This is a genomic window from Vibrio sp. CJQ_6 (assembly GCF_043106745.1).
Lineage (GTDB): Bacteria > Pseudomonadota > Gammaproteobacteria > Enterobacterales > Vibrionaceae > Vibrio > Vibrio furnissii.
The window spans coordinates 164742-191150 of sequence record NZ_JBICMV010000028.1 but is presented as its reverse complement, the minus strand read 5'-3'; the positions used below and the strand labels follow the sequence as shown (position 1 = coordinate 191150).

Here is a 26409-nt window from a genome sequence, read left to right as displayed (position 1 = left end):
GGTGACCATGAACAATAAGGTGATCCTTGTTGTGCTTGATGGACTCAATTATCAGGTAGCCCGTGATTGCATGGGCTACCTCAATGGTTTAATTGAGCAGCAAAGCGCCACACTTTACTCCCTGCAATGTGAATTGCCGTCGATGTCACGCCCGCTCTATGAGTGCCTGCTGACCGGGATTCGCCCGGTCGACAGCGGCATCGTCAACAACCAGATTGTGCGCCTGTCGCATTTCGACTCGATTTTCAGCCTCGCCAAATCGCAGGGCAAAACCACCGCCGCGGCCGCGTATCACTGGGTCAGCGAGCTGTATAACCGCGCGCCTTTTGATGCCGTGCGTGACCGCTTTACCCATGATGAAACACTCAACATTCAGCACGGCTGCTTTTACCACTGGGACCATTATCCCGATGAAGCGCTGTTTCTTGATGCCGAGCATCTGCGCCTGTCTCATCAGCCAGACTTTCTCTTGATTCATCCGATGAACATTGATGATGCCGGACACAAATTTGGCCTCGATTCACGTCAGTATCGCAACAGCGCGCGCCATGCCGACGTGATTCTCGCCAACTATCTGCAAGGCTGGATTGATGATGGCTATCAGGTGATGGTAACCAGCGATCACGGCATGAACAACGACCTGTCACACGGCGGAGTTTTGGCTGAAGAGCGTCAGGTGCCGCTGTTTGTCATCGGCGAACACTTTTCCCATCACGCCGACGCCACCCTCGCACAAACGGAGATTTGCGGCACGGTGTGTGAATTGCTGCGCCTTGAACACGACAAGCCCGTGGCCCAGCAGGTATTAGCATGATGAGCAGTTCCACCCTCTCTTCACGCGCTGCCAATCGCGGCGACACCGCTGCATCGCAGCCACGTCACGCCTGGCAGCGTTTTAAGCCGCTGGCGTGGCTCTCGCCATTCGCGCTGTTTTTTTATCTGTTTCAACTGGCGCCGATGGTCTGGGTTGGCGTCAACAGCTTTCAGGTCGACGATGAATGGTCGCTGGACAATTACCGCGAAATCCTCGATTCCGGCTTTATTCAACAAGGTTTTGGCAACAGTCTATGGCTCTCGGTCTGGTCAAGTCTGGTCGGGCTGGCGATTGCGGCGCTGCTGGTCAGTTCGCTGCGCCGCGTCAGTGGCCGCCTGCGCGATGCAGTGATCGCCTTTACCAACATGAGCAGTAACTTCGCGGGTGTCCCGCTGGCGTTTGCCTTCATCATCATTCTCGGCACCAACGGCGCACTGACGTTGCTGCTCAAACAGTACGGCCTGATTGACGATTTCAACCTGTACGGCAAATCCGGGCTGATGGCGATTTACATCTATTTTCAGATCCCGCTGGCGGTGTTGCTCCTCTACCCAGCCTTTGATGCGTTGAGCGACGACTGGCAAGCCGCCGCCGCGCTGCTGGGCGCCAAAACCTGGCAATATTGGGTCAAAATCGCGCTGCCTGTGCTGTCTCCGGCACTGCTGGGCACGTTTATTATTCTCATCGCCAACGCCATGGGCGCGTACGCCAGTGTGTATGCACTCACTTCCGGCAACTACAACGTGATCACCGTGCGTATTGCCAGCCTGGTGTCAGGCGATCTGTTTTTGGAACCGAATCTTGCGGCCGCAATTTCAGTCGTGTTGATGGCGCTGCTGGCGTTCATCACGCTGATCAACCAATGGCTGATTGCAAGGAGTTACCATGCAAAACGCTAACCACAGCCTCTATCATAAAACCGTGGTGTACGGCATCGTCGGCATTATGTTGGTGCCAATTCTCGCCACGCTGGTGTACTCGCTCTCCTCTCGCTGGGGCGCAACCATTCTGCCAGACGGCTTTACCCTCGACTGGTATCTCAAACTGCTCAGCGATGCACGCTTTATCGAAGCTTTCGGACGCTCACTGCTGGTGTGCGTGGCCGCGTTAGCGCTCAGCACTCTGCTGATCCTGCCCGCGATTTTTGTCGTATTTTACTACTTTCCGAAGCTGGACCGCGTGATGAACCTGCTGATCTTGTTACCGTTCGCCGTCCCGCCCGTGGTCTCTTCAGTGGGCCTGTTGCAGCTCTACGCCGACAGCACCGTGCCGATTGTCGGCACACCGTGGATTCTGATTGGCACTTACTTCACCATCGCGCTGCCGTTTATGTACCGCGCGCTGGCCAACAGTTTTTCGGCGATTCACCTGCGTGATTTGATGGACGCGGCGCACCTGCTCGGTGCGAGCACGACCCAAGCCTTTCTGCAAATCGTGTTGCCCAATGTGCGCAAAGGTCTGATGGCGTCGCTGTTTCTGTCGTTTTCATTCCTGCTGGGCGAATTTGTGTTCGCCAATATTCTGGTCGGCACGCGTTATGAAACGCTGCAAATTTATCTCTACAACATGCGCCAGACCAGCGGCCACTTCACGTCCGCGTTAGTGATGACTTACTTCCTGTTTATCTTTTTCTGTACTTGGCTAGCAAGCCGATTGGGAGCAAAACCATGAGTGACGTTTCTGTTCAGCAACTCACCAAACGCTTTGGCAACAACACCGTATTTGAATCAATTCAGTTCGACATTCAACAAGGCGAATTCATTACCCTACTCGGCCCAAGTGGCTGTGGAAAATCGACTCTGCTGCGCAGCTTGGCCGGCCTCAATCCGGTCGATAGCGGCTCGATCATCGTCGGCGGCGAAGAGATCACCCACGCCGCACCGCAAAAGCGCGGCATTGGCATGGTGTTCCAATCCTATGCGCTGTTTCCCAACATGACCGTGGCGGGCAACATCGGCTTTGGCCTCAAAATGCAAGGGCGCGATAAAGCCACCATGGCCCGTGAAGTTGCTCAAGTGATTGAGCTGGTCGCCTTGCAAGGCAAAGAAGAGTGCTATCCGCACCAGCTCTCCGGCGGCCAGCGTCAGCGCGTCGCCCTGGCGCGCGCGCTGGTGGTGAAACCGCGGATTTTATTGCTCGATGAACCCTTGTCCGCGCTGGATGCCAAAATCCGCAAACACCTGCGCCAACAGATTCGTGACATTCAGAAAGAGCTCAACCTGACCACGATTTTCGTCACCCACGATCAGGAAGAAGCGATGACGATGTCGGATCGCATCTTTCTGATGCATCAGGGGAAAATTGTTCAACAAGGCTCGCCGGAGTCGATTTATACGCAACCGGCGAACGAGTTTGTCGCCGGCTTTATGGGGCATTACAATCTGGTCGATGCCGCGCAGGCGAAAACGCTGTTGAATCTGGACACGCCGTGGAAAGTCGCGATTCGTCCCGAGTCGATTTATGTCGCCGAGCACGGCCGTCACTATGGCGCGCATATCTCAGCGCCGCAGCGCGCGGTGATCAAAAGTCATCAGTTGCTGGGGAACGTGATTCGTTATCACGTGGCTGTGGATACGTGCGAACTGACGGTCGATACCCTGAACCGCTCTTCCGAACGTCTGTTGCCCAGCGGCAGTGCGCTAGAGCTACGTTTTAATCTGAATGAAATTCAACCTGTGAGTGCCTAAATGTCTCAACCTCTGTACGTCTTTGATATGGACGACACCTTAATTGACGGCGATTGCGCCATGATCTGGAACGAATTTCTGGTCGACCAAGGCATTGCCACCGACCCAGATTTTCTCGCGCAGGATCGCCACCTGATGTCGCTGTATGCACGCGGCGAAATGGACATGGAAGATTACCTTGATTACGTCATGCAGCCGCTATTTGCGCTGCCCGTCGAACAAGTGCACGCGCTGGTCGAAGCGTGCGTCGACAGCCGTATTCTGCCGCGCCTGTTTCCTCAGGCCAAGGTGCTGATTGAGCAGCTAAGCGCTGACGGCATCCCGATGCTGATCATCTCCGCTTCCGTCAGTTTTCTGGTTGAAGCCGTGGCACGCAAAATTGGCGTCGAGCATGCGTTGGGGATTGACATGGCGGTGCGTGATGGCCGTTACACCAGCGAGATTGTCGGCGTACCGAGTTATCGTGAAGGCAAAGTCACGCGCCTTGAAAACTGGCTGCTGACTCATCCCGAGCTCGTGGGTGAACTGCATTTTTTCACCGATTCGATTAACGACCTGCCGCTGTGCCTACATGCAGATTTCGCTTATCTGGTGAACCCCTGTGAACGCCTCGCGCAGCATGCGCATCAGCCCCACTGGCAAGTGTTGCGCTGGGGTTAATGCCGCCACCTCAATGTTACGGCATCCGTGACATTGAGGTAAAAGCCGCCCATTTCTCTGTCATAAATCTCACCTATGCATCCGCTTGAGTGCTAAAGTGGAGAGCATTCCACACGCATGGGTGAGATTTTGCATGCTGCGCACGCCAAAGAAAATCGTGATCGTCCTCATTTTGCTGCCAGTGATGGTGTTTTCATTGCTGCTGCCCCTGCTCGAGCGTCAATATTCCCTGTTTCTGCTCAACCATAAAATGGACGAAGTCAGTCGCTATCTGGCCGAACGCGGGCGTGTGCTCAATCACATGATGATCGAACAAGCGGACCAACTGCAATTTGATTGCAGCGAGGACGACATGTACCTGATGCGTGCGCCGAAATATTACAATCATTATGTGCGCCTGATTGGCGTCATCACAGCAAACGGCAAAAGCTGTTCGACCGTGGGCGTGTCTCTGGTTGCCGATGAGCTCGAAGGCGTACGTATTCCCGCCACGGGATTTTACATGGCCACCACACCCGCCTACGAACACAGTGAGAGCGAACTGCTGGTGATGTACAAAAAAGGCGGCAACCTCATCTACTGGGTGTTGTATGGCGGCTGGGGACGCGAGCTCTTAAAAACGCCTTGTGATGATTGTTTTTATATGACGTTTCGTTTTATGGATTCGTCACTTGAGCACATGCGCATTGAGCGCGGCGATCCCGCCATCGCCACACAGTCCAACCGCATCATCGCGACCATGAGCAATCACGATACCCAACTGAACAGTGAAATGACGCTGTCGGCCGCCGAGCAACTGCACGCGTATGTGCGTCATCGCTTGGTCATGTGGGGGCTACCGCTGTCGCTGCTGGCTGGGCTGGTCATGGGGTTTGGTTACTTCATGGTGCGCCATTACCGCAACTCGATTGAAGGGCTGATTGAGATGGCGATTCGGGATGATGAATTCGTGCCGTTTTACCAACCGGTGGTTGACAGCCGAACAGGGCACATCGTGGGATTTGAAGTGTTGCTGCGCTGGCAGCGCGGCCATGAATGGATTGCGCCGAGCCAGTTTATTCATATCGCCGAAAGCTCTGGGCTGATCATGAAAATTACCCAACAGCTGATCCAACAGGTGGTGGAGGACATCCCCAAATTACAGCCTGAGCAGTGGGTGAGCATCAATCTGGTCGCTGAACACGTGGAAACCGTCGCCCTGCACGACACGTTGAACGCGCTGAACTGGCCGTATGCCCACCAGATTCAATTTGAAATCACCGAACGTGAGCCCATCAAAAATTTGCTGATGGCAGACGACATGATTCAGCGTCTGATTCAACGCGGTTACCACTTTAAGATCGACGATTTCGGCACGGGCTACGGCGGGTTTTCCTACCTGCAACAGTTGCAAATCGACAGCATCAAAATCGACAAGATGTTCATCGATACGATTGACACCACCGACATCAAACGCAACATCCTTGAATCCATTATCGCCTCAGCCCACAAAGCCAACGTCGAGGTGATTGCCGAAGGCGTGGAAACCACCAGCCAAGTGGCCTATTTAGCTAAGCGGGGTGTCTATCTGATTCAAGGGTTTGTCTATTATCGACCGATGCCGATTGCGCAAGTGTTGCACTACATTCAGCGCCCTGAGTCCGCAGACCCTGAACGTTCGGCATAAAAAAACCGGCGAGAACGCCGGTTTGTGTTGCCAAGCGGCTTAGTCCCACTCAGGCGCAAAGTCTGGATTAGCCAAACGATGGTTGCGATCCAGCATCGCAATGCGCGCCATGTCGTCGTCACTCAACGTCACGTTCACGTACGCCAGATTGCTCTCGATATTGGCACGTTTGGTCGACGATGGAATGGTGACAAACGCGTTGGCTGCCATCCACGCCAGCACCACTTGCGCTGGTGTGGCTTGATGCGCGGCGGCAATCTCTTGAATCACAGCGTCTTTTAGCACCTCACCGTAAGCAAATGGCATGTAGCCAGTCACGATGATGTTATGCGCGCGGCAAAACGCCACCACTGCACGGTTTTGCAGGTAAGGGTGCACTTCCACTTGGTTGGTGTAAATCACGCCTTCACCAAGAATCTCAATCGCCTGTTGCATCTGCGCAACGGTAAAGTTCGATACACCAATCTGTTTTGCTAGGCCCAGATCCTGCGCCGCTTTGAGGCATTGCAGGTACTCGTCCATCGCCACGGCGTTGTCTTTGAGCGGCCAGTGGATCAGCAGTAAATCAACATAATCGGTTTGCAAGTCACTCAGGCTCTGTTTCAAGCTTGGCAAGAAGGACGCTTGACCCAGTTTATCCGTCCAGATTTTGGTGGTCAGAAACAGCGTTTCGCGTGCCACACCGGAAGCGGCGATCGCTTCACCCACTTCTTTTTCGTTGCCGTAAATCTGCGCAGTGTCGATGTGGCGGTAACCCGCCTCCAGCGCCATGGTGACCGAATGAAACGCGTCTTCCCCTTTCAGGCGGAAGGTGCCCGCACCAAGCTGAGGTATCTTCATGGTTAACTTTCCTTTCTCTTCATTTTTATGGGTATACGTTACGCAGCGCTGTAGGTTGGGTAATCGATCAATCCTTTCTCTGCGCCGCCGAACAGGGTGTCTGGGTCATGTTTTGCCCACGGTTGGCCCAACTGAATGCGCGCCGGTAAATCGGGGTTGGCGACAAACGGACGACCAAAGCCAATCAAATCAGCCAAGCCCGATTGCACTGCTTGTTCAGCGCGTTCGGCGGTGTATTTACCGGCGTAAATGATCGCGCCAGAGAACACATCGCGCAGCGCACGTTTGAAGTCTTGTGGCATCAGCGGCGCATCTTCCCAGTCGGCTTCCGCAATGTGCAAATAGGCAATGTCGTGCTGGTTAAGCAGTTTGGCTGCCGCCACGTACGTTTCTTCTGGGTGATCATCCACCGTGCCATTGAGCGTGGTCAGGGGCGCCAGTCGAACGCCGACGCGATCCGCGCCAATCGCGTCACACAGCGCGGTCACCACTTCGTCTAAAAAGCGCAAGCGGTTGGTTAAGCTGCCGCCGTATTCATCGGTGCGATGATTCGATTGTGAGTCAATGAATTGGTTGATCAGGTAGCCGTTCGCCGCGTGCAGTTCAATGCCGTCAAAGCCGGCCAGCAAGGCATTTTTAGCCGCCTGACCAAACTGAGCGACCACGTGTTGGATGTCGTCGTGGGTCATTTCGCGCGGTTCAACCACATCGACAAATCCCGGCGCATCGGTGCCGTTATCGATGAAGACTTTGACGTTTTCCGCCTTGATGGCTGAGGCCGAAATCGGCTGCTCGCCGCCGATGTTGTCTGGGTGTGTCACGCGGCCAACATGCCACAATTGCGCGAACATCAAGCCGCCTTCGGCGTGCACGGCGTCGGTCACTTTACGCCAACCAGCGATTTGCTCGTCGCTGTAAATCCCCGGTGTCCAAGCATAACCTTTGCCCATCGGTGAAATTTGGGTGCCTTCACCAATGATCAATCCGGCGCTGGCACGTTGGGCGTAGTACGTTGCCATCATATCATTGGCAACATCACCCGGCTGCGAAGCACGCGAACGGGTCATCGGCGGCATCACAATGCGATTTGCTAAACGAAAACGGCCCACTTGCAGTGGTTGGAATAGAGCGTTAGTCATACGGTTCCCCTTCATGAGTCAGGCGAGAGACTCGGATGGTTTGTCACGTACCAGAGTCACTCAGCGATGGAACCATGCTAATCGCCTGATAGCATGAAATTAAGTCGCAAACAGACAAAACATTTTTGTCCGATTTGCAAAAGTGGCAATCAAAGGTTGAACTTGGGTTGAATGAAGTCAATGAAGGCCGAAATGCGACGCGCCACATTAGACGATTTGTAATACACCGCATTGATGAATTCGCGATCCGAATGCAGCTTGCGGTGCGAATCCAACAGCGCCACCAAACGCCCGGCGGCGATGTCCTCTTTGACCATAAAGCCCGACAAACAGGCAATGCCATTGCCTGCAATCACCAACTGACGCACTGTTTCGCCGCTGCTACATGCAATCGTCGGTTCGATAAACTCGGTGCCATTGAGCGGCCAGATATTCAAGGTGCGTGGCGCGGTGAAACCAACAATATCGTGCTGATGCAACTCTTGCGGCGTGGTTGGGAACCCACGCTGGGCGAGGTAATCCGGCGACGCCACAACATACAAAGCACTTTTCCCCAACGGCCGTGCATGCAAAGTCGAATCATTGAGTTTCCCGATACGAATCGCCACATCGGTGCGCTTTTCCAACAAATCGACAAAGCCTTCGTTGGAGGTCAGTTCCAGATCAATATCGGGATACGCGGCGTGAAATTCACGCACCAAGGGTGCCAGCTGATGGAGCATAAATGGGCTGGCCGCATCAACGCGTAGTTTGCCTTTGGGCAACTCGCCACGAGAGACGATGTCCTCTTCGGCCTGACGCAACTGTTGTAACCCGGCGCGTACCGATTCCACAAAGCGCTTACCCTCTTCGGTCAGTTCCAGCCGCCGCGTGGTGCGATTTAAAATCGTGATGCTCAGTTGCTGCTCCAACCGACTGACGGCACGCGACACTTTCGCCACCTGCACATCCATCACTTCCGCCGCTTGCGAAAAGCTGCCGCTATCTACCACCGTGATGAGAATTTCCAAATCGTCCGAACGAGTCAGCATACGCACTCCATTTATTGCAAAAATCACAAAATTGTTTTGCCAATACTAGCGTTTTTCGCAAATAAAAGCTCATGAATAATGCACGCCATCGCACAGCTCGCTTCACGTCACTGACGCTGAAGCACAACGAGGAAACTGTTATGCCCATTGCTCTATTAGCTCTTACGCTCAGTGCGTTTGCCATCGGCACCACTGAGTTTGTCATCGTCGGCTTGATCCCGACCATGGCCCATGATCTGAATGTCTCACTCCCTTCGGCCGGTTTACTGGTCAGCCTATATGCGTTGGGCGTCGCCATCGGCGCGCCCGTGCTCACCGCCTTAACCGGCAGCTGGAATCGTAAACGTGTCCTGCTGTCTGTTATGGCACTATTTGTGGTCGGCAACGTGCTTGCTTGGCAATCTCCAGGTTACTCCACCTTGATTCTAGCCCGCATTCTGACTGGCCTTGCGCACGGAGTGTTCTTCTCGATTGGTTCCACCATCGCAACCGGACTGGTCTCCAAAGACAAAGCCGCCAGCGCGATTGCAATCATGTTTACCGGCCTGACTGTCGCTCTCGTCACCGGTGTGCCTCTGGGAACTTACATCGGCCAAACCTTGGGTTGGCAAACCACCTTTTTGATCGTCGCAATTTTGGGTCTATTGGCTTTGATCGGAAGCGCATTTTTGGTGCCAAGCAACCTGCCGCAACCGCCACGAACCACATTGACTGAGCAGGCCAAAGTGCTGGCACAGCCTCGCCTTCTGCTGGTATTTGCCATCACCGCACTGGGTTACGGCGGCACCTTTACAGCCTTTACTTTCATTGCACCGATTCTAGAAAACGTCTCTGGTTTTGCGTCAACCACCATCAGTATTTTGATGCTGGTGTACGGCGCCTCCGTTGCGGTGGGTAACATTTGGGGTGGCAAACTGGCCGACAAACATGGCCCAACTCGCGCGCTGACCATCATTTTTGCTGGCTTGAGCCTGATTCTGCTGCTGTTCACCTTTGCTGCGCCGCACCCTGTTGCTGCCGTGCTGATGGTCCTGATTTGGGGTGCCTTCGCTTTCGGTAACGTCCCTGGCTTGCAAGTGTATGTGGTGAAACTGGCGGAACACTACACACCGAAAGCAGTTGATGTGGCATCGGGATTGAACATCGCTGCCTTTAACGTCGGTATTGCGCTCGGTTCATGGGGCGGCAGTATCGTGGTGAAACAATCTGGATTAATGAGCACGCCGTGGGTCGGCGCAATCATTGTCGCCGTCGCGTTGCTGCTCACCCGCTGGAGCCATCGCTTGGACCAACGTCAACCCGAGATTGCTCGCTCACTGTAACGGTCATTCATCAAACCCAAGCCCTCAATTGAGGGCTTTTTTTTATTGGTTTCCTGCCACGTCGTTTTACAATGTCACACTGTATTTTTACTGGCTACCCTGATGAATGCTCTCTGCCGAACCGACACGCTGCTGCGCCAAGACGACTTGCGCATGCGCTGCCTACATGCAGTGCAATCGCTCAATCTGCCCGATGCTTATCTCGGCGCCGGATTTCTGCGCAACGCCATCTGGGATGCGCTGCATGACAAGCGTGAGATGACGCCGCTCAACGATGTGGATGTGGTTTACTTTGACCGTGATGATTGCTCACTCGATACCGAGCAACACTGGCAACGTCAGCTCCATCACTTGGTGCCAGAGATTCGCTGGGAAGTGCGTAATCAGGCGCGCATGCACCTCAAACAGGGTCACGCACCGTACGTCAGTTGCAGCGATGGGATTGCCCGTTGGGTGGAAGTGCCAACGTGTGTCGGCGTGCGACTGGAAGCCGACGGCCATCTGCACTTTTTTGCGCCCTTTGGTTTAGAAGAAAACTGGTCGTTGCAGGTGCGCATCAATCCCGATTTTCCCCAGCCTGAGGTCTTTCGGCAGCGAATCGCGACCAAGCGCTGGCTGACGATTTGGCCAAAATTGCGTGTGAAGTAAAAACGGCCCACCCCAAGGGTGAGCCGCGCAATCCGTTCATCGGGTTTATTCGTTAATCGGGTTTGATGGTGGGGTTGAGGCTGACTCGGCGACGCGTCAGCAACTGCTTGATCCAGCCATGGCCGCTGACCAGCACAATGCCTGCAATCACCATCACAGAACCATACAAGAATCCCGCTTCGATTTTCTCACCGAGAATCAATGCCCCCAACACCACGCCATACAGCGGGGTCATAAACGACAGCACGCCAAGGCGCGAGGCGATGTACGTATTGAGCATCCAGAACCAAACCAGAAAGCCACCAAACGAAATAATCAAGGTTTGAAATGCGACACTGGCGAGCGCCAATGGCGTTGGATTGATGGCCGTTTGATCCATCCAAATGGCCGCGCCAATCAGCACCACAAACGCCACCACCAGTTGATAAAGCAAGGTTTGTTCGGAAGAGACATTGGCCAGTTTCGAGCTGCGAATCAGCACCGTGGTTAATCCCCATGAGACACCCGCCAGCAGCGCCAAAAAATCGCCCCACAGCATGTCGGGTTGCGTGGACACCGCAGTCCCCGGATGCCACAAAAACGCCACCGTAATCCCGGCAAATGCGAGCAAAATGCCACACCATTGCACGGGCGACAGGCGCTCCGAATCAATCAGAAAATGGAGGATCAACGCGCTGAACACTGGCGAGGTATAGAGGAAAATCACCGCGTGCGATGCTGAGGTGTAACGCAGCGCTTCGCCAAGAAACAGGTATTCGAGCGCAAACAGGGTGCCCACCGCCAATCCGGGCTTCCAGTTGCCATCGGCAAACACCAGTTTTTTACCGCGCAGCAGCACATACGCCATCACCAAAACGGCCGCAATGCCCGAGCGCATCCCAATTTGCAAGATCGGGGCAATGTCGTTGCCGGTGGATTTTAGTGCAATTTGCTGCAAGCCCATGGTGAAACAGAACACCACCATGATGCCGAGCGCCATGCCATCGATTGGTTTGCGCGACGTCATTCTTGTTATCCATATGATTGATGATGGCTACATTATGCGTTGTCGTGATTCAGACATATAGCTAGAATCTGACAACGCATAGCGTTGATGTGACAGAGTGACCCATGAGTATTTTAACCAAACAGCTGCATACCCCGCCGTTCAGCACCACATTGCCTGCGCCATTGGTGTTTCGCACCGCTTGTATGCCTGCCGATGCGGCCTATCCGCGCCATAGCCACCCTTGGGGCGAATTCGTTTACTCGTTCAGCGGGGTGATGGAAGTGAAAGTCGGCAGCCGCCAGTATTTGACACCATCACAATATGGCTTGTGGCTGCCGCCGAATGTTGAACATCAAGGGCTTAACCGCTACGAAACCTGCCACAGTTCGCTGTATGTGGATGAAAGTTTGTGCCATCACATGCCACTGCACACCTGCGCGCTGGAAATCAGTCCGTTGGTGATCGCACTGCTAGAGCATCTGCGCCAAACGCCAATCACACCGCCCTACCGTGACGAGGAGTTTCGCTTGTTGCAAGTGTTGGTCGAACAGCTGACCCACGCCACACCGATTGGCAGCTACCTGCCCACCTCAACCGACCCACTGCTTAGCAAAGTGCTGACGTGGCTGGAGCAAGATCCCGCCAGCAACGCCTCATTGCAAACATTGGCCAAGCAAGCCCATACTACGGAACGCACCCTGATGCGCCGCGCTCAGCGCGATTTAGGCATCTCGGTGTCGGAATGGCGTCAGCGCCTGCGCGTGGTGAAAGCCATGCCAATGCTCGAAGCAGGCGATAAAGTGGAGAACATCGCTCATGATCTCGGCTACGCCAGCGCGTCGGCCTTCATTGCCATGTTCCGCCGTTTGATGGGCGTCACGCCCGACGAATACCGTCGCAATCTCGGGGCCTGAAGAACCTAAATTGGAATCGGCATCATGGAGAAACCACGCGCTATCGCCCATAATCAGCTCATCGGAAACCTCACAAGGAAGAAGAGTATGCCAACTTTTCACTGGAAAGCGGCGTGTTTGGCGCTGCTTTTGGCCCTGCCCGTAGCGCCATTGCTGGCATCTGAGCGCTCAGAGCTGGCATGGCAAATGATTGATAGCGGCGCTTTGGTGGTAGATGTGCGCACGCCGGATGAGTTTGCCGAAGGCCATGTGGAGAACGCCCACAATATTCCGCTCAGTGATGTCGCGACTGGGTTTGCGGCGATTGATAAAGACCAACCGATCGTGGTCTATTGTCGCAGCGGAAACCGCTCTGCCATGGCGATGCAAGCGCTGCTAGAACAAGGCTTTACCAACGTGCACAACGGCGGCGGCCTAACCGAAATGCAAAACACCCGCTTAGAGCTGACGCCGCTTAATTAAAGCATATGTGGTTATATACTCAGAATCATCTCCACTCTACGGTTTTTCTTCCGTTGCTCCAAAATCGCATTATTCGCAATGGGCTCAGAATCGCCTCTGGCTTCAATGACGATTTGCTCTGGGTCGACACCTAACTCCACTAAAATATTTGAAATAGTCACCGCCCTTCTGAGAGACAAAGCATAGTTATATTGGTTTGAGCCTTGATTATCAGCATGACCGACCAAAAGCACTTTTATACGGCTATCTTTAGAAATACAATCGATCACCTTAGAATAAACAAAAACATCATCCAGTGCCTCATAGTGAATATCAAATCCGAAGTGGAAGGCGTACTGTCCAGAGAGCATGTTTTCTATACTTTCAGCGCACATATCTTTGGGAATATGATATTCAATGGGGCTATTATTAATCATCGGTTCGACCTGACTACTATCAATAACCATTTCAGCTGGTCTCGATTGCAATATATCACTAGTAACAACTTGATTGTCCACCGGGAAATAGTAATTCACACCAAGTGATATCATATTTATTTTATGACCATCAACAGCATCACCTTTAAATATGTACTGATTATCAAGATGTAACCTAACATTTGAATCAACATTTAAGGCGAGTCCAATACTACCCCCTTTCGAAAAATCCATGTCATGTTCATAAACACCAAACCTTGTGTAGAAGTCCATATAATCATTGATAGGTATAGACATTTTTCCTGAAAAGCTCACCAAATTAGACAAATATTCAACACTGGTATTTCTGAAATGATGAAAACCTAACTCTGCAGAAAGATACCCTAAAAACTCTTCACCAACGACGCCTTGTAAATAACCGCTATTCCCACAATCAATACAATCATCAAAAGATGAAGCATTTCTTCCTGCATATCCTCCAATATATGTATTAGATTCAACATAAAAAGATGTAAATAACAAAAAACAAAAAACTAAACGGAACATAAAACCAAATTACCTATAGTAATGTACTATCAATTCAAATCATAACTAGTTGATTTTGTTGAATAATTTAAAGTAACTTTCTTTAACTACCTTTCCAAAGATCAATCAGTAAGATTCATCCTCGTCCAGTAAGGATATGAAAAACCGTTAGGCAGACACTTAACAACATAATTTAAAATTGGAAGCAGTCAAGCAACAAAAAATGTGTACTGTGTTTAGAGAAAAATAAATATGACTCATACTAAATTATTAATTTTACCGGCAATTATTTCAGTGTTTTTATCCACCACTGCGGTCGCAGATCCAAGCGCAGGAACGGGTACAATCACATTCTCTGGTGCAATTATTGATGCACCTTGCTATATCGCACCAGGAAGTGACGAACAAACAATTTCACTCGGTCAGGTCAATAAATCACTTCTGGCGTCAGGTGGTGAAACAGCGGATGTGCCATTTTCTATTAAATTAGAGGGCTGTGATCTAGACACGATAAAAAATGTAACGGTCACATTTAAAGGTGAACCTGCAGACACATCTAAAAAATCTCTCGCAATTAATGGGACAGCATCAGGCGCTGCCGTTGCACTGATGGAATTTGAAGGTGACAGAATTACACTTGGTCAGCCGACCAATAACATTAATCTTGTTGATGGATCCAATGAACTGAAGTTCAAAGCAAAAATGACAGGTGTACAAATCCCTAACGGTGAAGGTGTTGAACTTGCACCAATTAATGTCGGTAACTTTACTGCAGTAACCGACTTCATCTTAGAATATAACTAATAAAAAATGACAGGGATGTCAGATAAATAAGAGTTATACAATGACACATATTCACCCACGTTTGTTACTAATACTGGCGTTATTGGCTCCAATAATTCAGGCAACTGAGTTCAATCTAGATCTGCTCAGTACTGAAGAAAAGCAGTCTATTGATTTTTCAAAATTTGAATCAGATAACTTCATACTTCCTGGTAAATACGAACTCAGTATATATGTCAATAATGTTAATACTGCCAGAATGCTTAATATCAATATCTATGAATCATTGATATCGGGTACTTACGTATGCATTGATAATGAACTCGTTGATTTAATTGGAATGAAAACAACAATTAAAGATGCGATCATCTTTGATGAGCAAGGATGTATGAATTCCGAACTATTCGATATACATACCGACGTATCTCTAGTCAACGACAGCCTGACTGTAACGATACCAAAGCAAAACTTGGAATACAGTGATAGTTACTGGGACCCGTCGGAACGCTGGGTTACCGGAGAGACAGGGTTAATCATTGATTACAATACTAACTTTAGCCATCGTAAATCCACCGACGGAACATCAAAAAATTCTTCTGCTTATGGTGTTGCCGGGCTAAATTTCGACCGTTGGCGATTCAGAACGGAGTGGCAAACTTCAACACGCAGTAACTCGGGCAATAGCGAACACACTGGATTAGTTGCCAACCGATATTATGCTTATACCGACATCAAAACACTTGAAAGTCGAGTAACAATTGGTGAATCAACGCTCACATCAAAAATATTCGACAACTTTTTATATCAAGGCATAAACCTGACCACGAACGAATCCATGATTCCACCGCACCTTCGTGGTTACGCGCCTGTGATATCGGGTTTTGCGCAAACAAACGCAAAAGTGATCGTGACACAAAACAATCGAATTCTCTACGAAACGACCGTACCACAAGGATTCTTTAAAATAGAAGACCTCGACAGGCAAATCAGTGGCAAACTGGATATTCGAATTGAAGAGGCTGATGGGAGTGTACAAGAATCCACCTACAATACATCATCAATACCTTATTTAACTCGACCAGGAACACTACGATACAACCTAACTGTGGGGCAACCCAATGATAATCAGCATAATAAAATAGCATCTGGTTTTTTATTTGGTGAGACATCTTGGGGAGTTAACAATGGTTGGTCACTTTACAATGGTATCATCGCTAGTGACTACTATAGTAATTTTGCGATTGGCACTGGTTGGGACTTAGATAATTTAGGAGCGGTCTCCTTTGACTGGAGTCATTCAAATTCTAAATATTCTTTTAATCAGCATTCCCACGCTCAAGGAAATTCTTATAAAATTAACTATTCAAAAGAATTTAGCGACTTATCTAGCCAAGTAACATTTGCAGGTTACAAATTTTCAGACAAGAACTACATGTCAATGTCTGATGCTATCAGTGCAAAAAGCAAAGATATTATCAATAAAAATGAGAAAGAGACTTATGTGATCGTGCTTAGTAAACAGTTTGATCAATCCAATCTTTCAACATTTATAGATTATACCAAAAACTCATATTGGGATAATGATTCCAATGAAAGATATAGTGTTTCTATATCTGGTTATACCGAGATGTTCGATGTAAAAAACATCAACTGGTCACTAATTGGTTATCGAACATATAGCGATATAAATTCAGAAAATGGGTATTACTTGAATATCTCTGTGCCACTAGGAAAGGCTCGAATGTCTTACCATAACTCTTCGTACGCAGGGAAGATGACACATAATGCGAGTTATTCCAGTAGGAATAATAATGACAACTATGTCGTCACACTCAACAAAAATCGAGATATCAACGGAATTTCCGGTTACTACACACATGATTCAACCATGGCCAAAGTCGCAATAAATGGTAGTTCTTACTCTGACCATTCTCGAACAGAGAATATAAACATTCAAGGTGGACTAACAGCAACTAAGTATGGGGCAGTTCTACACAATAATTCCGTAGCAAACAGTAGTCGAATTTTTGTAACGACACCTAAAAGCAAAGACGTTCATATTGATGGTAATGGCATATCTAATCCAACAAATAGAAAAGGAAATGCCATCGTTAGTAATATCAATGCTTATAAACGAAGTTCAGTGTCAGTCGATGTCGATAATTTACCAGACAATACGGAGATATTAAGCAATTCTGTATCTACGTTTACGCTCACAGATGGTGCAATTGCCTACCATAAGTTTGACGTTCTACATGGTCAAAAAGGCATGATCAACATTCGACTAGAAAATGGCTCATATGTTCCGTTTTCATCAGTGATTGAAAATGGTGAAGGTCAATATATGGGTATGTTTACTGAGAATGGCAATGCGTATGTATCTGGTATAAATTTTGGTGAATATGCATACGTTAATCTAGATAACACAAATAGATGTCGCATCTATTTGGATGAGAACATATTTACAGAATATTCTATTTGTAGAAAGGTAGATAACAACCATGAATAAATTATTTATTTCCACCCTGTGTGGCGCTATATTTTTCTCTCCTTGCTCATATTCAGCGATTGCGATTGATCGAACTAGAGCTATATTTTTAGAGGGAGAAAAATCCATCAGCTTAAAGATCCACAATTATAGTGAAAACGCACCATATTTAGTTCAAGCATGGGTGGATGATGGAAACGCTCAAAAAGATCGCTATTTCACAGCCATCCCTCCAATTCAGCGTGTTAACGAAAACTCTGACACGAAATTTAGAGTGGTGGACATCAACAGTCAATCTTTACCAAATGATCGTGAAAGTGTTCAGTACCTTAGTATTCGGGAAATTCCGCCAAAATCATCAAATGAAAACGTACTTCAAATATCCACACAAAGTCGAATAAAATTATTTTATCGACCAAAATCAATATCTAGTTTGATGACTGATAACTATAGTCCATTAAATGAACTCACCGTATATTTTAGTGAACAAAAAATGTTGCTAGAAGATAATTCTCCGTTTCATATAACAATTAGTTCAATTGAAGATGAAAATAAAATAATTTATGACAAGGCTTTAATGATAAAACCATTTGAAAATATTTCTATAGATATAGAGAAAACTATTGACAGCAAAAAAACATTATTTATTACTTATATTGATGATTGGGGTGGAAAAAGAAAAGAGACTTTTTCTTGTAATTGGGGGAAATGCAAAATTGTCCAATAATTTTCCATTATTAATATATTCAATTTTTATTTTTTTTAGTCATCTATGTTTAGCCGACACAGAATATTTTCAGATTGAGTTCAAAGGAAAATTTACTGTTGAAACGTGCGCCTTACTTTCTGAAAGTGAGAATATTAACATACCATTTACCGATACAAAAATTGAATACTCAGAAAAAATATATTCTGAAATTATAGAGATAAAATTTCAAAACTGTGAACACACTAAATCCATAGATAATATTATATTTTATGGCAACACTTTAAATGAAACAGCAGAGTTGATTGAGACGTCTTTACAGGGACTAGCGATTGGATTAGAAAACATCGACGGATCAGAAGTGATATTTAACACTCCTAATGATTTAACAGATTTTCAATCAAATATCTTATTTTACAAGGCTTACATTGAACGCATAAAAAATGGTGATTTTCATGGTGGTGAATTTACTTCATCACTCACATTTGTAATAGAGTATAAGTAGCTGAATATGTTAAAAACAATAACACATATCATGACAATAATAACTATTATATTTTCAAACTTAACTTATGGCGGAGAGTTTATATATGTTCCGATGATCACTGGTGTCGGTAACTATGATTATCTTATGTGTCAGCACTGGTCTCTTCCCGTAACGGTCACCGGGATTCCTTATCCAAAAAGTGTCGTTGAAAGTTGGGCAAAACCAGCACCTGATGGAGACGGGAATATTGCAGGATTAACACATGTCAATTACGACGGACCTGGGTATTGGAACGTTTCAGGCGGACCTGCAGAAACTTATGTCTCAATCAAGAAAACCGACTCACTGATATCAGCTATTGAATTGTTATCAAAGCATTACGGCATCGAAAACGGTGGTTCAACCACACTCACTGTACAACACCATGGTGGTTGCCCACCGAACAATGAAAAAGAATGTTTAGGTATATTTTATTTCATTGGATGGATGATGAACACTAATTATTCATCATCTGAACCAGTAAAAAATAATGTTGTTCCTAGTGGTTGTTACAATGTTCCGCCAACGACACATCGATGCTTATGGAAAAATAACAATTTAACCATTGATGTAGGTACATGGAGTGTACCTCACACGAGTGGAACTTCAGGAGAAAGAGATCTACAAATTGAATGTACTACAAATACAGACATAAAAATATCATGGGAAAACCCATCGACCCTTTTAGATGGAAGAATATCCATTACAATTAATGACAAAGATAGCAATAAAATTCACTCCGTCAATAGCGGCATAAATGTCATAAAAATGAAGTACAACTACCAATTTCCTACACAACCTGGAGATGATTATGCCACTACGTTTTTACTCATTGACTATATTTAAATTATATTACTAACTCCATGGAGATATATAATTTCACCGTTATAATTAGTAGAAAAATATATATCTCCATTTACTTTTTTGTAAAATAAATCGTTGTCAGACACTGGCATATTTAGAATGTGTGAATAGTTCTTGAATAATTCAAACCCATCTGGCAATTCTAGGTTATAGCTTAAATTATACCGATTGGACTGATAATTACCTTTAATTTCATTCCCTTTTACATTTCCATTGCTATGATAACTTGCTATTTCCTGACCATCAGAAAGTTGAATTTTCACATGATTTTCTTGGTGATAAACATCTTTATTTATCTTGTAAAGCAGTGCTTTATTATATTTATAGATACAATCATCTAGTGACTTAAATTTAGAGTGGCAATATACAGATGACTGGCCATATATAGACATCGTATCAGAAAATGCATTTTTTGTATGAACTAAGTTTCCATAATCAGATTCTACAATATCACTGACTTTTTTGACCCACTGATCTATTAACTCAAAGTTGTCATTGTGGATTATATTTATAACGATATCCGAAATGTTAAACACATGGATAGATAACATCTTGTCTGTAACTAATATGGTGGTACTCAATTTTCGTTCTTTTACTGCTGGAATATTATTAAATAAATATAAAATTTTTCCATAATCAACATCATTGTTATTTATAGAGTACAACGAAACAACATCATTACTGACTTTGTGAGAATAACTATCTTGATTATTATAATAGTCGCAGAGAAGGAACATTGTAATAGAAGCACTAATACCATAGTAAATGATATTTCTAACGCTCAGATGATTAATTCTATCTATGTGATTGATTTTATTCTCTATAAAAATAAGCACGGATACATCTTTTATATAATATCCTACAGTTGGAACTGTATAAATTACATCATCAAAACCTAAATTAGAAAACTTGCGCCTTAGAGAAAGAATATATTTATTTAAACTTGAATCAGCATTAATAGAATGGGGCCATACTGCTGATTTTAAATCACTTCTAGAAGAAATATGGCCAAGTTTACTTTTATCAAAAAGTTCTACTAACAGATGTTTTTCTTTGTTACTCAAGCGCTCTTTTATTTTTGTTTTATTGTTAATAATTATATTTTTTGTTGTGTCAAACTTAACTTTCATGTTCGTAATACTTCATTAAATACGTCGTGGAAATATAATGTTTTTTATCTTATTGTCAATATATAAAGAGGTTTTATGTTCTACTTTGTTAGATTTGATGGTGACCTATACTTTCAAAAAATATTTAATTCTCCTCAAATGAGAGAAATCGGCTATGAAATATTGTTCAGACCAAGAAAAATAATAAATCGTTCTTTTTTTTGGTCTAAAATCCATAGAAACAATCTAGAAGAAAAGGTGGATTTTACAATCTTAAATAAATTGTTAACCTATTTAAGCACGATGCACTTACCTAGGCATAAAACCATCTCTATAAACATACATCACGTCAGTGTATTGGATGATTACAATCAGAAACTTATATATAAAATTGCTCAGTACCTTGAGCTAAATGAGTGTACTTTGTGTTTGGAATTAGTAGAAAATGGAGCAATCCCAAACTATTACTTGTTAAAAAAATCCCTATCGACGTTAAAAAAACAATGCACAAATTTAAAAATTCACCTGGACGATTTTTCTGAAGGGTTAAATAACATTGGGATTATGTATTACTTAGGCGGTCTAATTGATGGTATAAAGATTTCACATTCAACAATGTCTTCCGTAAAACACAAAAACCTTATCGATTTTTGTATTTACTTCTCAAAGAAATTTGATATTGGAAGCATTACGTTCGAAGGAATTGATGAGGCCGCAAAAATCGCAACCGTCAAAGGTCTTGATGTTGCACAAATATCACTGCAAGGTTTTTTGTTGCATAAACCTGCACCAATTACAGAACTCAACATAGAATCGTCTTAAATTCATCATTAGATCAAAAAAATAGGCACATCATTTGTGCCTATTTCATCATGCAGTTCAAATATCAAAAACCGTTAATCTGCTCAATCAAACTGGCAAAAATGCGCTGACCAATCGGCGTCAATTCATCGGGGAAATCGTAGTCCGGGTTGTGCAGTTGCGGGCTTTGCTGGCCTGAGCCGAGCACGAACATCGCGCCCTCTGTTGCGACCGCGGTAAACTGACCAAAGTCTTCCGACCAACGAATCGGTTCGTCAAGCAGGGTGCACGGCGTCTGGGTGTTTTGACACGCTTGCACCACCAAATCACAGCCCAGTGACGAGTTCACGCTGGCCTGAAACACATCCTGCCATTCTAGCGACCATGTCAGCCCGCTCGCTTGCGCGCTCTGCTGCGCCAACTGCGTAGCGGCGGCCACCAACGTTTCCATCGCCTGATTGGTTTCACTGCGCAGCGTCGCCATCACCACCGCGTCGCCCGGCGCGGTGCCAAACGCAATCTCGCCTAACTTGGCGTGAATGACCGTTACCCAACAGCGCTCCGTGAGCGATGCCGGCAATGCGTTTAAATGCTCAATAATCTGACACATCGCCAGCGCCGGACTCACACCGTTTTCCGGATGCGCAGCGTGAGACGTTTTGCCTTTCAGGCGAATGATCATGCCGCGTGACGCGCAATTAAACGGCCCAGCTTTGACCGCAACATGGCCCAGTGCCAGCCCCGGATAGTTGTGCAGCGCAAAGGCGAAATCCGGCATGAACGTAGCAAATTTGGCATCGTTCACCATGTTGATCGCCCCTTCCCCGGTCTCTTCCGCAGGTTGAAACGCCAACACCACCCGTCCTTTTTGCGGGCGTTGCTGGCTCAACTGTTGGCCGAGCGCACTGACGATCGCCATGTGACCATCGTGGCCGCATTGATGTGACACGCCCTGATGCACCGAACGGTGCGCAAACTGGTTGGTTTCTTCAATCGGCAGCGCATCCAACTCACAACGAATCAGGGTGGTTGGCCCCGGCGCTTGGCCCTGAAATATAAACGCCACGCCGCGGCCCCCCAATCCCGTCACCACCTCATCGGGCGAGAAAGCGCCAAATTGCGCGAGAATGCGCTCAGCGGTCTGATGTTCCTGATTGGAGAGTTCCGGGTATTGATGCAGTGTGCGGCGAAACTGCGTCCAACAAATCTCAGCCATAATGCGGCGCCTCCTAGGTTAACAAGCCTGTGAATGTTCAGCTTGCCGCAACACTGGCAATAAAATATTGATTCGCTTCACACTTTGCGGGGCGCGGCGCTTGGATGTCGCGCTCGATCTGTGGCGTGCAAACAGGCATACTGCCGTAATGTCTTCTCAATCGGTAGTGTGTGTGCACGTCTCTCTTTCCGAATATCACGCCTTAGGTGATGCGATTATCGCACTCAATACGCCCGCCTTTACGTCGCGCTATGTGGCGCTGCTGCGCGAGATTGTCGATTTTGACTGCGCGGTGATGCTTGGCTATCGCCACAACAAACACCCGATTTATCTCTACGATTCGATTCCGGATAACCGCGAACTGCTGTTTCAACGCTACCTGACGGAGTCATATCAGCACGATCCGTTCTATCGTTTGGTGGCCGATACGCAGCAAGAAGGCGTGTTTCATCTCAGCGAGATGACCGATGCGCCGCACAGTTATCAGCAACACCATTATCAACAGCAGTTTTATCCGCAGACCGGCTGGCAAGATGAAATGAGCTTGGTGGTGCAACTCGACCATGAACGCTGGATTTTGCTCTACCTTGGCCACCTTGCTGCCGGGCGCAGTTTTTCCGCGCAGGAGCGACAAGCGCTCAAACAGCGCTTTCACACGCTGGCGCCGCTCTGCCGCCAACATTGGAGCGCCAATGCACTGCTGCTGGCCCACAGCGATGACACCACGCAGGAAAGCGAGACCAACCACACGCCCGACATGCGCCGTTGGGTAGAACGCGCACTAACAAGCTTTGGCACCCAACTGCTGAGCCCGCGCGAGCAGCAAATTACCGCCTTGCTGGTACAAGGGTTGGATTCGCAAGAGATCGCGACGCAACTGGGCATCACACTCGGCACGGTCAAAAACCATCGCAAGCGCATCTACTCGCAGCTCCATGTTGCTTCGCTCAGTGAACTGTTTCAGCTGTTTTTAAATCACCTGATTGGCGCGCCCAACCATTCACCACGCGCTTAAAAAAATCACCGCGATTATCCCTTTAGGGACATCGCCGACCCAAAGCCCTTTCCGTTACTCTGCCTGCAAGACATCTTGGAGGCTGTATGAATTCCCAAACCCTATTTCATGATTTAACCGCGCGCGGCCTGATCGCGCAAAGCACATCGCTCGATGAACTCACCGCCCTATTCTCTGAACCGCAAACCCTGTACTGCGGCTTCGATCCAACGGCGGGCAGCCTGCACATTGGTCACTTGGTGCCGCTATTGATGCTCAAACGTTTTCAAGATGCGGGGCACCAAGCCATTGCGCTGATTGGCGGCGCAACAGGCATGATTGGCGACCCAAGCTTTAAAGCCACCGAACGCACACTCAACTCAGCGCAGACCGTGCAGCAATGGGTGGACGATTTACGCCAGCAGATCACGCGCACCATGACGCCGCATCTCACCCAGCCACTGCGGTGTGTCAATAACGCCGACTGGACAGGCCAAGTGAATGTGATCGACTTCTTCCGCGACATCGGCAAACACTTTTCGGTCAATGCGATGATCAACCGCGAATCGGTGAAACAGCGCCTGGCTCGTCCAGACCAAGGCATTTCGTTCACCGAATTCAGCTACTCGCTGCTGCAATCGTTCGACTTTGCCCATTTGAACCGCGAACATCAGTGTCGCCTGCAAATTGGCGGCAACGATCAATGGGGCAACATCGTCAGCGGTATCGACCTCACCCGTCGCCTGAACAACGAAACCGTGCATGGTTTAACGCTGCCACTGATCACCAAATCCGACGGCACCAAATTTGGCAAAACCGAAGGGGGCGCCGTTTGGCTGGACGCGAGTAAGACCTCGCCCTACGCGTTCTACCAGTTCTGGTTGAACACCGACGATGCCGATGTATACCGTTTTCTGCGTTACTACACCTTCCTGTCGGTGGACGAGATTGCACGCATTGAAGCCGAAGATGCCGCGCGAAGCGGCAAGCCGCAAGCGCAGCAAATTCTGGCCGAGAACATCACTGCGTTTGTGCATGGGGAAGCGGGCTTAGCGAGCGCGCAGCGCATCAGTGACGCCCTGTTTAGTGGCGCTGTTACGCAGCTCAGCCGAGATGAACTGGCACAACTGGAGTTGGACGGGCTGCCGTGCACCACCGTCAGCACTGCAGATGATGTGGTTGAACTGCTGATCGCATCACAACTCGCCAGTTCCAAGCGTCAGGCACGCGAATGGTTGGCCAATGGCGCCATTCGCGTCAACGGGGAAAAAATGGCCGACGCCGATTTGAGCCACAGTTTTGCGCTGTTCGATCGCTACTACCTGCTGCAACGCGGTAAGAAACAGTTTGCGCTGATCAAACTGAGCTAAGCCGAGCGCCTTAACATTGTCCGCCGCGCTGCTGATGTGGCGGGCAATGCCTCCATCCCCACCCCAATTTGCTCATTCTGCCGCCAAAAATGAGCGCTCAATACCGCCATCATCCGCCGCACAGATAGAAACCTAAAACTCATTTAAATAACTAATATATAAGTAATTTTTTCTTTCACAATTGCTGGGTATTTATGCATTTCTATGGTGTAACTCTCGAAATGACGGTGACTGAAAATGGCATAATCTCGAGTGCAATCGATATCACGCATCAACGCGTGCAGCACAAAGCGGCAGGGCATTGCTGCTTGTTGTTAGTTCAGCTAATTTGGGAGGCAGCAGTGTTTAACCATAAACTCAAGCGCGAGCTTGCAGACATGCGCCGTCAGCAGACGGAAACACATGAACAACATCAACGAGAGATACAGGATTTAGTCGACCAACTGGCGCAAAAAGAGCGCGAGATTTGCAATCTCCAACAGAGCGACCAAACCACCAACGCAGTCATCCGTGCGCAACTGCGCGGCGGTGCCATGCTGGAAGCGATTCGCACTGGGCTGGCGCGCAGCGCCGAAGAGATGGAACAGGAATTGAATGAGCTGCATCAGTTGGATGACATGTTTGCCCAAACGCAATCGGCCTTGAGCCGCCTGTCTGAACGGGCGACACGCATCAATCAACAAGCGATCAGCAACATGGAAGCTGCCGCCATTCTCGACACCACGGCGTCGTCCATCGGCCAACTCATCAATGCGATTCAAGAGATCTCTGCACAAACCAACCTGCTGGCGTTGAATGCCGCCATTGAATCGGCACGCGCTGGCGAAGCCGGACGGGGGTTTGCCGTGGTCGCCGATGAAGTTCGCGCGTTGGCGGGCAAAGCGCACCACGCCAGCGATCAAATTGAACACTTGGTGAAACAGGTGATCACACAAACTTCCGACATCAAAGCATCCATCAACAGCAACCAAACGTATTCGTTGGAAGTGGCAACCTCCTCGGAGCAAATTGAGCAGGTGGTGAATGCGGTACTGGCGAAATCACAACACATGCAAGAGGTGATTCGCATCGCGACCGCGCGTTCCTTCCTCGATACCGTGAAAATTGATCACGCGGTGTGGAAGAACCACATCTACCAACACATTGAGCAGCAAGCATTCGACAGCAGCGTCAATGCGCACACCGAATGCCGTTTGGGTCAATGGTACTTTAAAGGCAACGGCGCCAAGCTCTACAGTCACTTGCATCACTTTGCCCGATTGAAGGAGCCGCATCAGCGCGTGCACGACGCTGGCAAAGAAGCGCTGTTGGCCGGACAGCAGCAGAACCTGAATCAGTTGGTGGATGAACTACAAGCGATGGAAAGCGCCAGTGAACAGGTGGTGGAAACCATCGATCATTTGATGCGAGAAGTGATACTCGATCAACCGGCCTAAAAAA

General features: G+C 48.1%; 26 protein-coding genes. 19 read left to right on the top strand and 7 right to left on the bottom strand.

Features of this window, described 5'->3' with window-relative positions:
• The first annotated feature begins 7 nt into the window (after positions 1-7).
• The 6 genes from ACF8PK_RS15720 to ACF8PK_RS15695 all read left to right on the top strand — a co-directional run bounded on the left by ACF8PK_RS15720 (position 8) and on the right by ACF8PK_RS15695 (position 5827).
• On the top strand, positions 8-814 hold the full coding sequence (locus ACF8PK_RS15720) for an alkaline phosphatase family protein (protein WP_392442265.1): 807 nt from the start codon (positions 8-10) through the stop codon (positions 812-814).
• Positions 814-1713, top strand: coding sequence for an ABC transporter permease subunit (locus ACF8PK_RS15715; RefSeq protein ID WP_208551097.1), 900 nt, complete (start codon positions 814-816; stop codon positions 1711-1713). The genes ACF8PK_RS15720 and ACF8PK_RS15715 overlap by 1 nt, the downstream gene beginning before the upstream one ends.
• On the top strand, positions 1700-2485 hold the full coding sequence (locus tag ACF8PK_RS15710) for an ABC transporter permease (RefSeq protein ID WP_392442263.1): 786 nt from the start codon (positions 1700-1702) through the stop codon (positions 2483-2485). The genes ACF8PK_RS15715 and ACF8PK_RS15710 overlap by 14 nt, the downstream gene beginning before the upstream one ends.
• Entirely contained in the window at positions 2482-3501 is a 1020-nt protein-coding gene (locus tag ACF8PK_RS15705) for an ABC transporter ATP-binding protein (protein ID WP_392442260.1), read from the top strand. The genes ACF8PK_RS15710 and ACF8PK_RS15705 overlap by 4 nt, the downstream gene beginning before the upstream one ends.
• Positions 3502-4161 carry an HAD family hydrolase gene (locus ACF8PK_RS15700; RefSeq protein ID WP_392442257.1) on the top strand — a complete coding sequence of 220 codons (660 nt, stop codon included), beginning with the start codon at positions 3502-3504 and terminating at the stop codon, positions 4159-4161.
• 133 nt (positions 4162-4294) lie between these two features.
• Complete coding sequence (locus tag ACF8PK_RS15695; RefSeq protein WP_392442254.1) at positions 4295-5827, top strand: EAL domain-containing protein; 1533 nt, start codon at positions 4295-4297, stop codon at positions 5825-5827.
• 39 nt (positions 5828-5866) lie between these two features.
• On the opposite strand, the gene dkgB is transcribed toward ACF8PK_RS15695, so the two are convergent.
• The 3 genes from dkgB to ACF8PK_RS15680 all read right to left on the bottom strand — a co-directional run bounded on the left by dkgB (position 5867) and on the right by ACF8PK_RS15680 (position 8837).
• Entirely contained in the window at positions 5867-6667 is an 801-nt protein-coding gene (gene dkgB / locus ACF8PK_RS15690; RefSeq protein WP_392442251.1) for a 2,5-didehydrogluconate reductase DkgB, read from the bottom strand.
• 38 nt (positions 6668-6705) lie between these two features.
• Positions 6706-7806, bottom strand: a complete 1101-nt coding sequence (locus ACF8PK_RS15685; RefSeq protein WP_004727218.1) for an alkene reductase — start codon at positions 7804-7806, stop codon at positions 6706-6708.
• Positions 7807-7955: 149 nt separating this feature from the next.
• Positions 7956-8837: a LysR substrate-binding domain-containing protein gene (locus tag ACF8PK_RS15680; protein WP_238770469.1), complete on the bottom strand. Its 882-nt coding sequence runs from the start codon at positions 8835-8837 to the stop codon at positions 7956-7958.
• Between the two features lie 140 nt (positions 8838-8977).
• On the opposite strand from ACF8PK_RS15680, the gene ACF8PK_RS15675 reads away from it, so the two are divergent.
• Together ACF8PK_RS15675 and ACF8PK_RS15670 are read left to right on the top strand one after the other, a co-directional pair.
• Positions 8978-10159, top strand: coding sequence for an MFS transporter (locus ACF8PK_RS15675; protein WP_014257973.1), 1182 nt, complete (start codon positions 8978-8980; stop codon positions 10157-10159).
• A gap of 102 nt (positions 10160-10261) precedes the next feature.
• Entirely contained in the window at positions 10262-10807 is a 546-nt protein-coding gene (locus ACF8PK_RS15670) for a nucleotidyltransferase family protein (RefSeq protein ID WP_392442246.1), read from the top strand.
• A gap of 52 nt (positions 10808-10859) precedes the next feature.
• Here the strand turns inward: ACF8PK_RS15670 and ACF8PK_RS15665 are convergent, their stop codons facing one another.
• Positions 10860-11813: a DMT family transporter gene (locus ACF8PK_RS15665; RefSeq protein ID WP_392442244.1), complete on the bottom strand. Its 954-nt coding sequence runs from the start codon at positions 11811-11813 to the stop codon at positions 10860-10862.
• 104 nt (positions 11814-11917) lie between these two features.
• Here ACF8PK_RS15665 and ACF8PK_RS15660 point away from each other — a divergent pair, with 104 nt between their 5' ends.
• Both ACF8PK_RS15660 and ACF8PK_RS15655 read left to right on the top strand, forming a co-directional pair.
• On the top strand, positions 11918-12709 hold the full coding sequence (locus ACF8PK_RS15660) for a helix-turn-helix domain-containing protein (protein WP_154179345.1): 792 nt from the start codon (positions 11918-11920) through the stop codon (positions 12707-12709).
• 87 nt (positions 12710-12796) lie between these two features.
• Positions 12797-13171: a rhodanese-like domain-containing protein gene (locus tag ACF8PK_RS15655; RefSeq protein ID WP_154179346.1), complete on the top strand. Its 375-nt coding sequence runs from the start codon at positions 12797-12799 to the stop codon at positions 13169-13171.
• A gap of 11 nt (positions 13172-13182) precedes the next feature.
• Here ACF8PK_RS15655 and ACF8PK_RS15650 read toward each other — a convergent pair whose 3' ends face one another.
• Positions 13183-14133, bottom strand: coding sequence for an OmpA family protein (locus ACF8PK_RS15650; RefSeq protein WP_392442241.1), 951 nt, complete (start codon positions 14131-14133; stop codon positions 13183-13185).
• Positions 14134-14364: 231 nt separating this feature from the next.
• Here ACF8PK_RS15650 and ACF8PK_RS15645 point away from each other — a divergent pair, with 231 nt between their 5' ends.
• From ACF8PK_RS15645 to ACF8PK_RS15625, 5 genes are read left to right on the top strand one after another with little or no spacing between them, the layout of a single operon-like run.
• On the top strand, positions 14365-14916 hold the full coding sequence (locus ACF8PK_RS15645) for a fimbrial protein (protein ID WP_148228015.1): 552 nt from the start codon (positions 14365-14367) through the stop codon (positions 14914-14916).
• Positions 14917-14956: 40 nt separating this feature from the next.
• Positions 14957-17404, top strand: a complete 2448-nt coding sequence (locus tag ACF8PK_RS15640; protein WP_392442238.1) for a fimbria/pilus outer membrane usher protein — start codon at positions 14957-14959, stop codon at positions 17402-17404.
• On the top strand, positions 17397-18110 hold the full coding sequence (locus ACF8PK_RS15635) for a molecular chaperone (RefSeq protein WP_038151717.1): 714 nt from the start codon (positions 17397-17399) through the stop codon (positions 18108-18110). Before ACF8PK_RS15640 ends, ACF8PK_RS15635 begins: the two co-directional genes overlap by 8 nt.
• Positions 18052-18594 carry a fimbrial protein gene (locus tag ACF8PK_RS15630; protein ID WP_392442236.1) on the top strand — a complete coding sequence of 181 codons (543 nt, stop codon included), beginning with the start codon at positions 18052-18054 and terminating at the stop codon, positions 18592-18594. The genes ACF8PK_RS15635 and ACF8PK_RS15630 overlap by 59 nt, the downstream gene beginning before the upstream one ends.
• A 6-nt stretch (positions 18595-18600) precedes the next feature.
• Positions 18601-19461, top strand: coding sequence for a hypothetical protein (locus tag ACF8PK_RS15625; RefSeq protein WP_392442234.1), 861 nt, complete (start codon positions 18601-18603; stop codon positions 19459-19461).
• On the opposite strand, the gene ACF8PK_RS15620 is transcribed toward ACF8PK_RS15625, so the two are convergent.
• On the bottom strand, positions 19458-20609 hold the full coding sequence (locus ACF8PK_RS15620; RefSeq protein WP_392442231.1) for a transcriptional regulator: 1152 nt from the start codon (positions 20607-20609) through the stop codon (positions 19458-19460). The genes ACF8PK_RS15625 and ACF8PK_RS15620 overlap by 4 nt on opposite strands.
• A gap of 75 nt (positions 20610-20684) precedes the next feature.
• Here ACF8PK_RS15620 and ACF8PK_RS15615 point away from each other — a divergent pair, with 75 nt between their 5' ends.
• Positions 20685-21410: an EAL domain-containing protein gene (locus ACF8PK_RS15615; protein WP_392442229.1), complete on the top strand. Its 726-nt coding sequence runs from the start codon at positions 20685-20687 to the stop codon at positions 21408-21410.
• Positions 21411-21474: 64 nt separating this feature from the next.
• Here the strand turns inward: ACF8PK_RS15615 and ACF8PK_RS15610 are convergent, their stop codons facing one another.
• On the bottom strand, positions 21475-22605 hold the full coding sequence (locus tag ACF8PK_RS15610) for an amidohydrolase (RefSeq protein WP_392442226.1): 1131 nt from the start codon (positions 22603-22605) through the stop codon (positions 21475-21477).
• 148 nt (positions 22606-22753) lie between these two features.
• Here ACF8PK_RS15610 and ACF8PK_RS15605 point away from each other — a divergent pair, with 148 nt between their 5' ends.
• The 3 genes from ACF8PK_RS15605 (at position 22754) to ACF8PK_RS15595 (ending at position 26405) form a co-directional block, all read left to right on the top strand.
• The gene (locus ACF8PK_RS15605) at positions 22754-23620 is read left to right on the top strand and encodes a response regulator transcription factor (protein ID WP_392442223.1); all 867 of its coding nucleotides are present in this window, start codon (positions 22754-22756) and stop codon (positions 23618-23620) included.
• 86 nt (positions 23621-23706) lie between these two features.
• Positions 23707-24969: a tyrosine--tRNA ligase gene (tyrS, locus tag ACF8PK_RS15600; protein ID WP_286213599.1), complete on the top strand. Its 1263-nt coding sequence runs from the start codon at positions 23707-23709 to the stop codon at positions 24967-24969.
• A gap of 341 nt (positions 24970-25310) precedes the next feature.
• The gene (locus tag ACF8PK_RS15595) at positions 25311-26405 is read left to right on the top strand and encodes a methyl-accepting chemotaxis protein (RefSeq protein ID WP_004727233.1); all 1095 of its coding nucleotides are present in this window, start codon (positions 25311-25313) and stop codon (positions 26403-26405) included.
• Positions 26406-26409 lie beyond the last annotated feature (4 nt).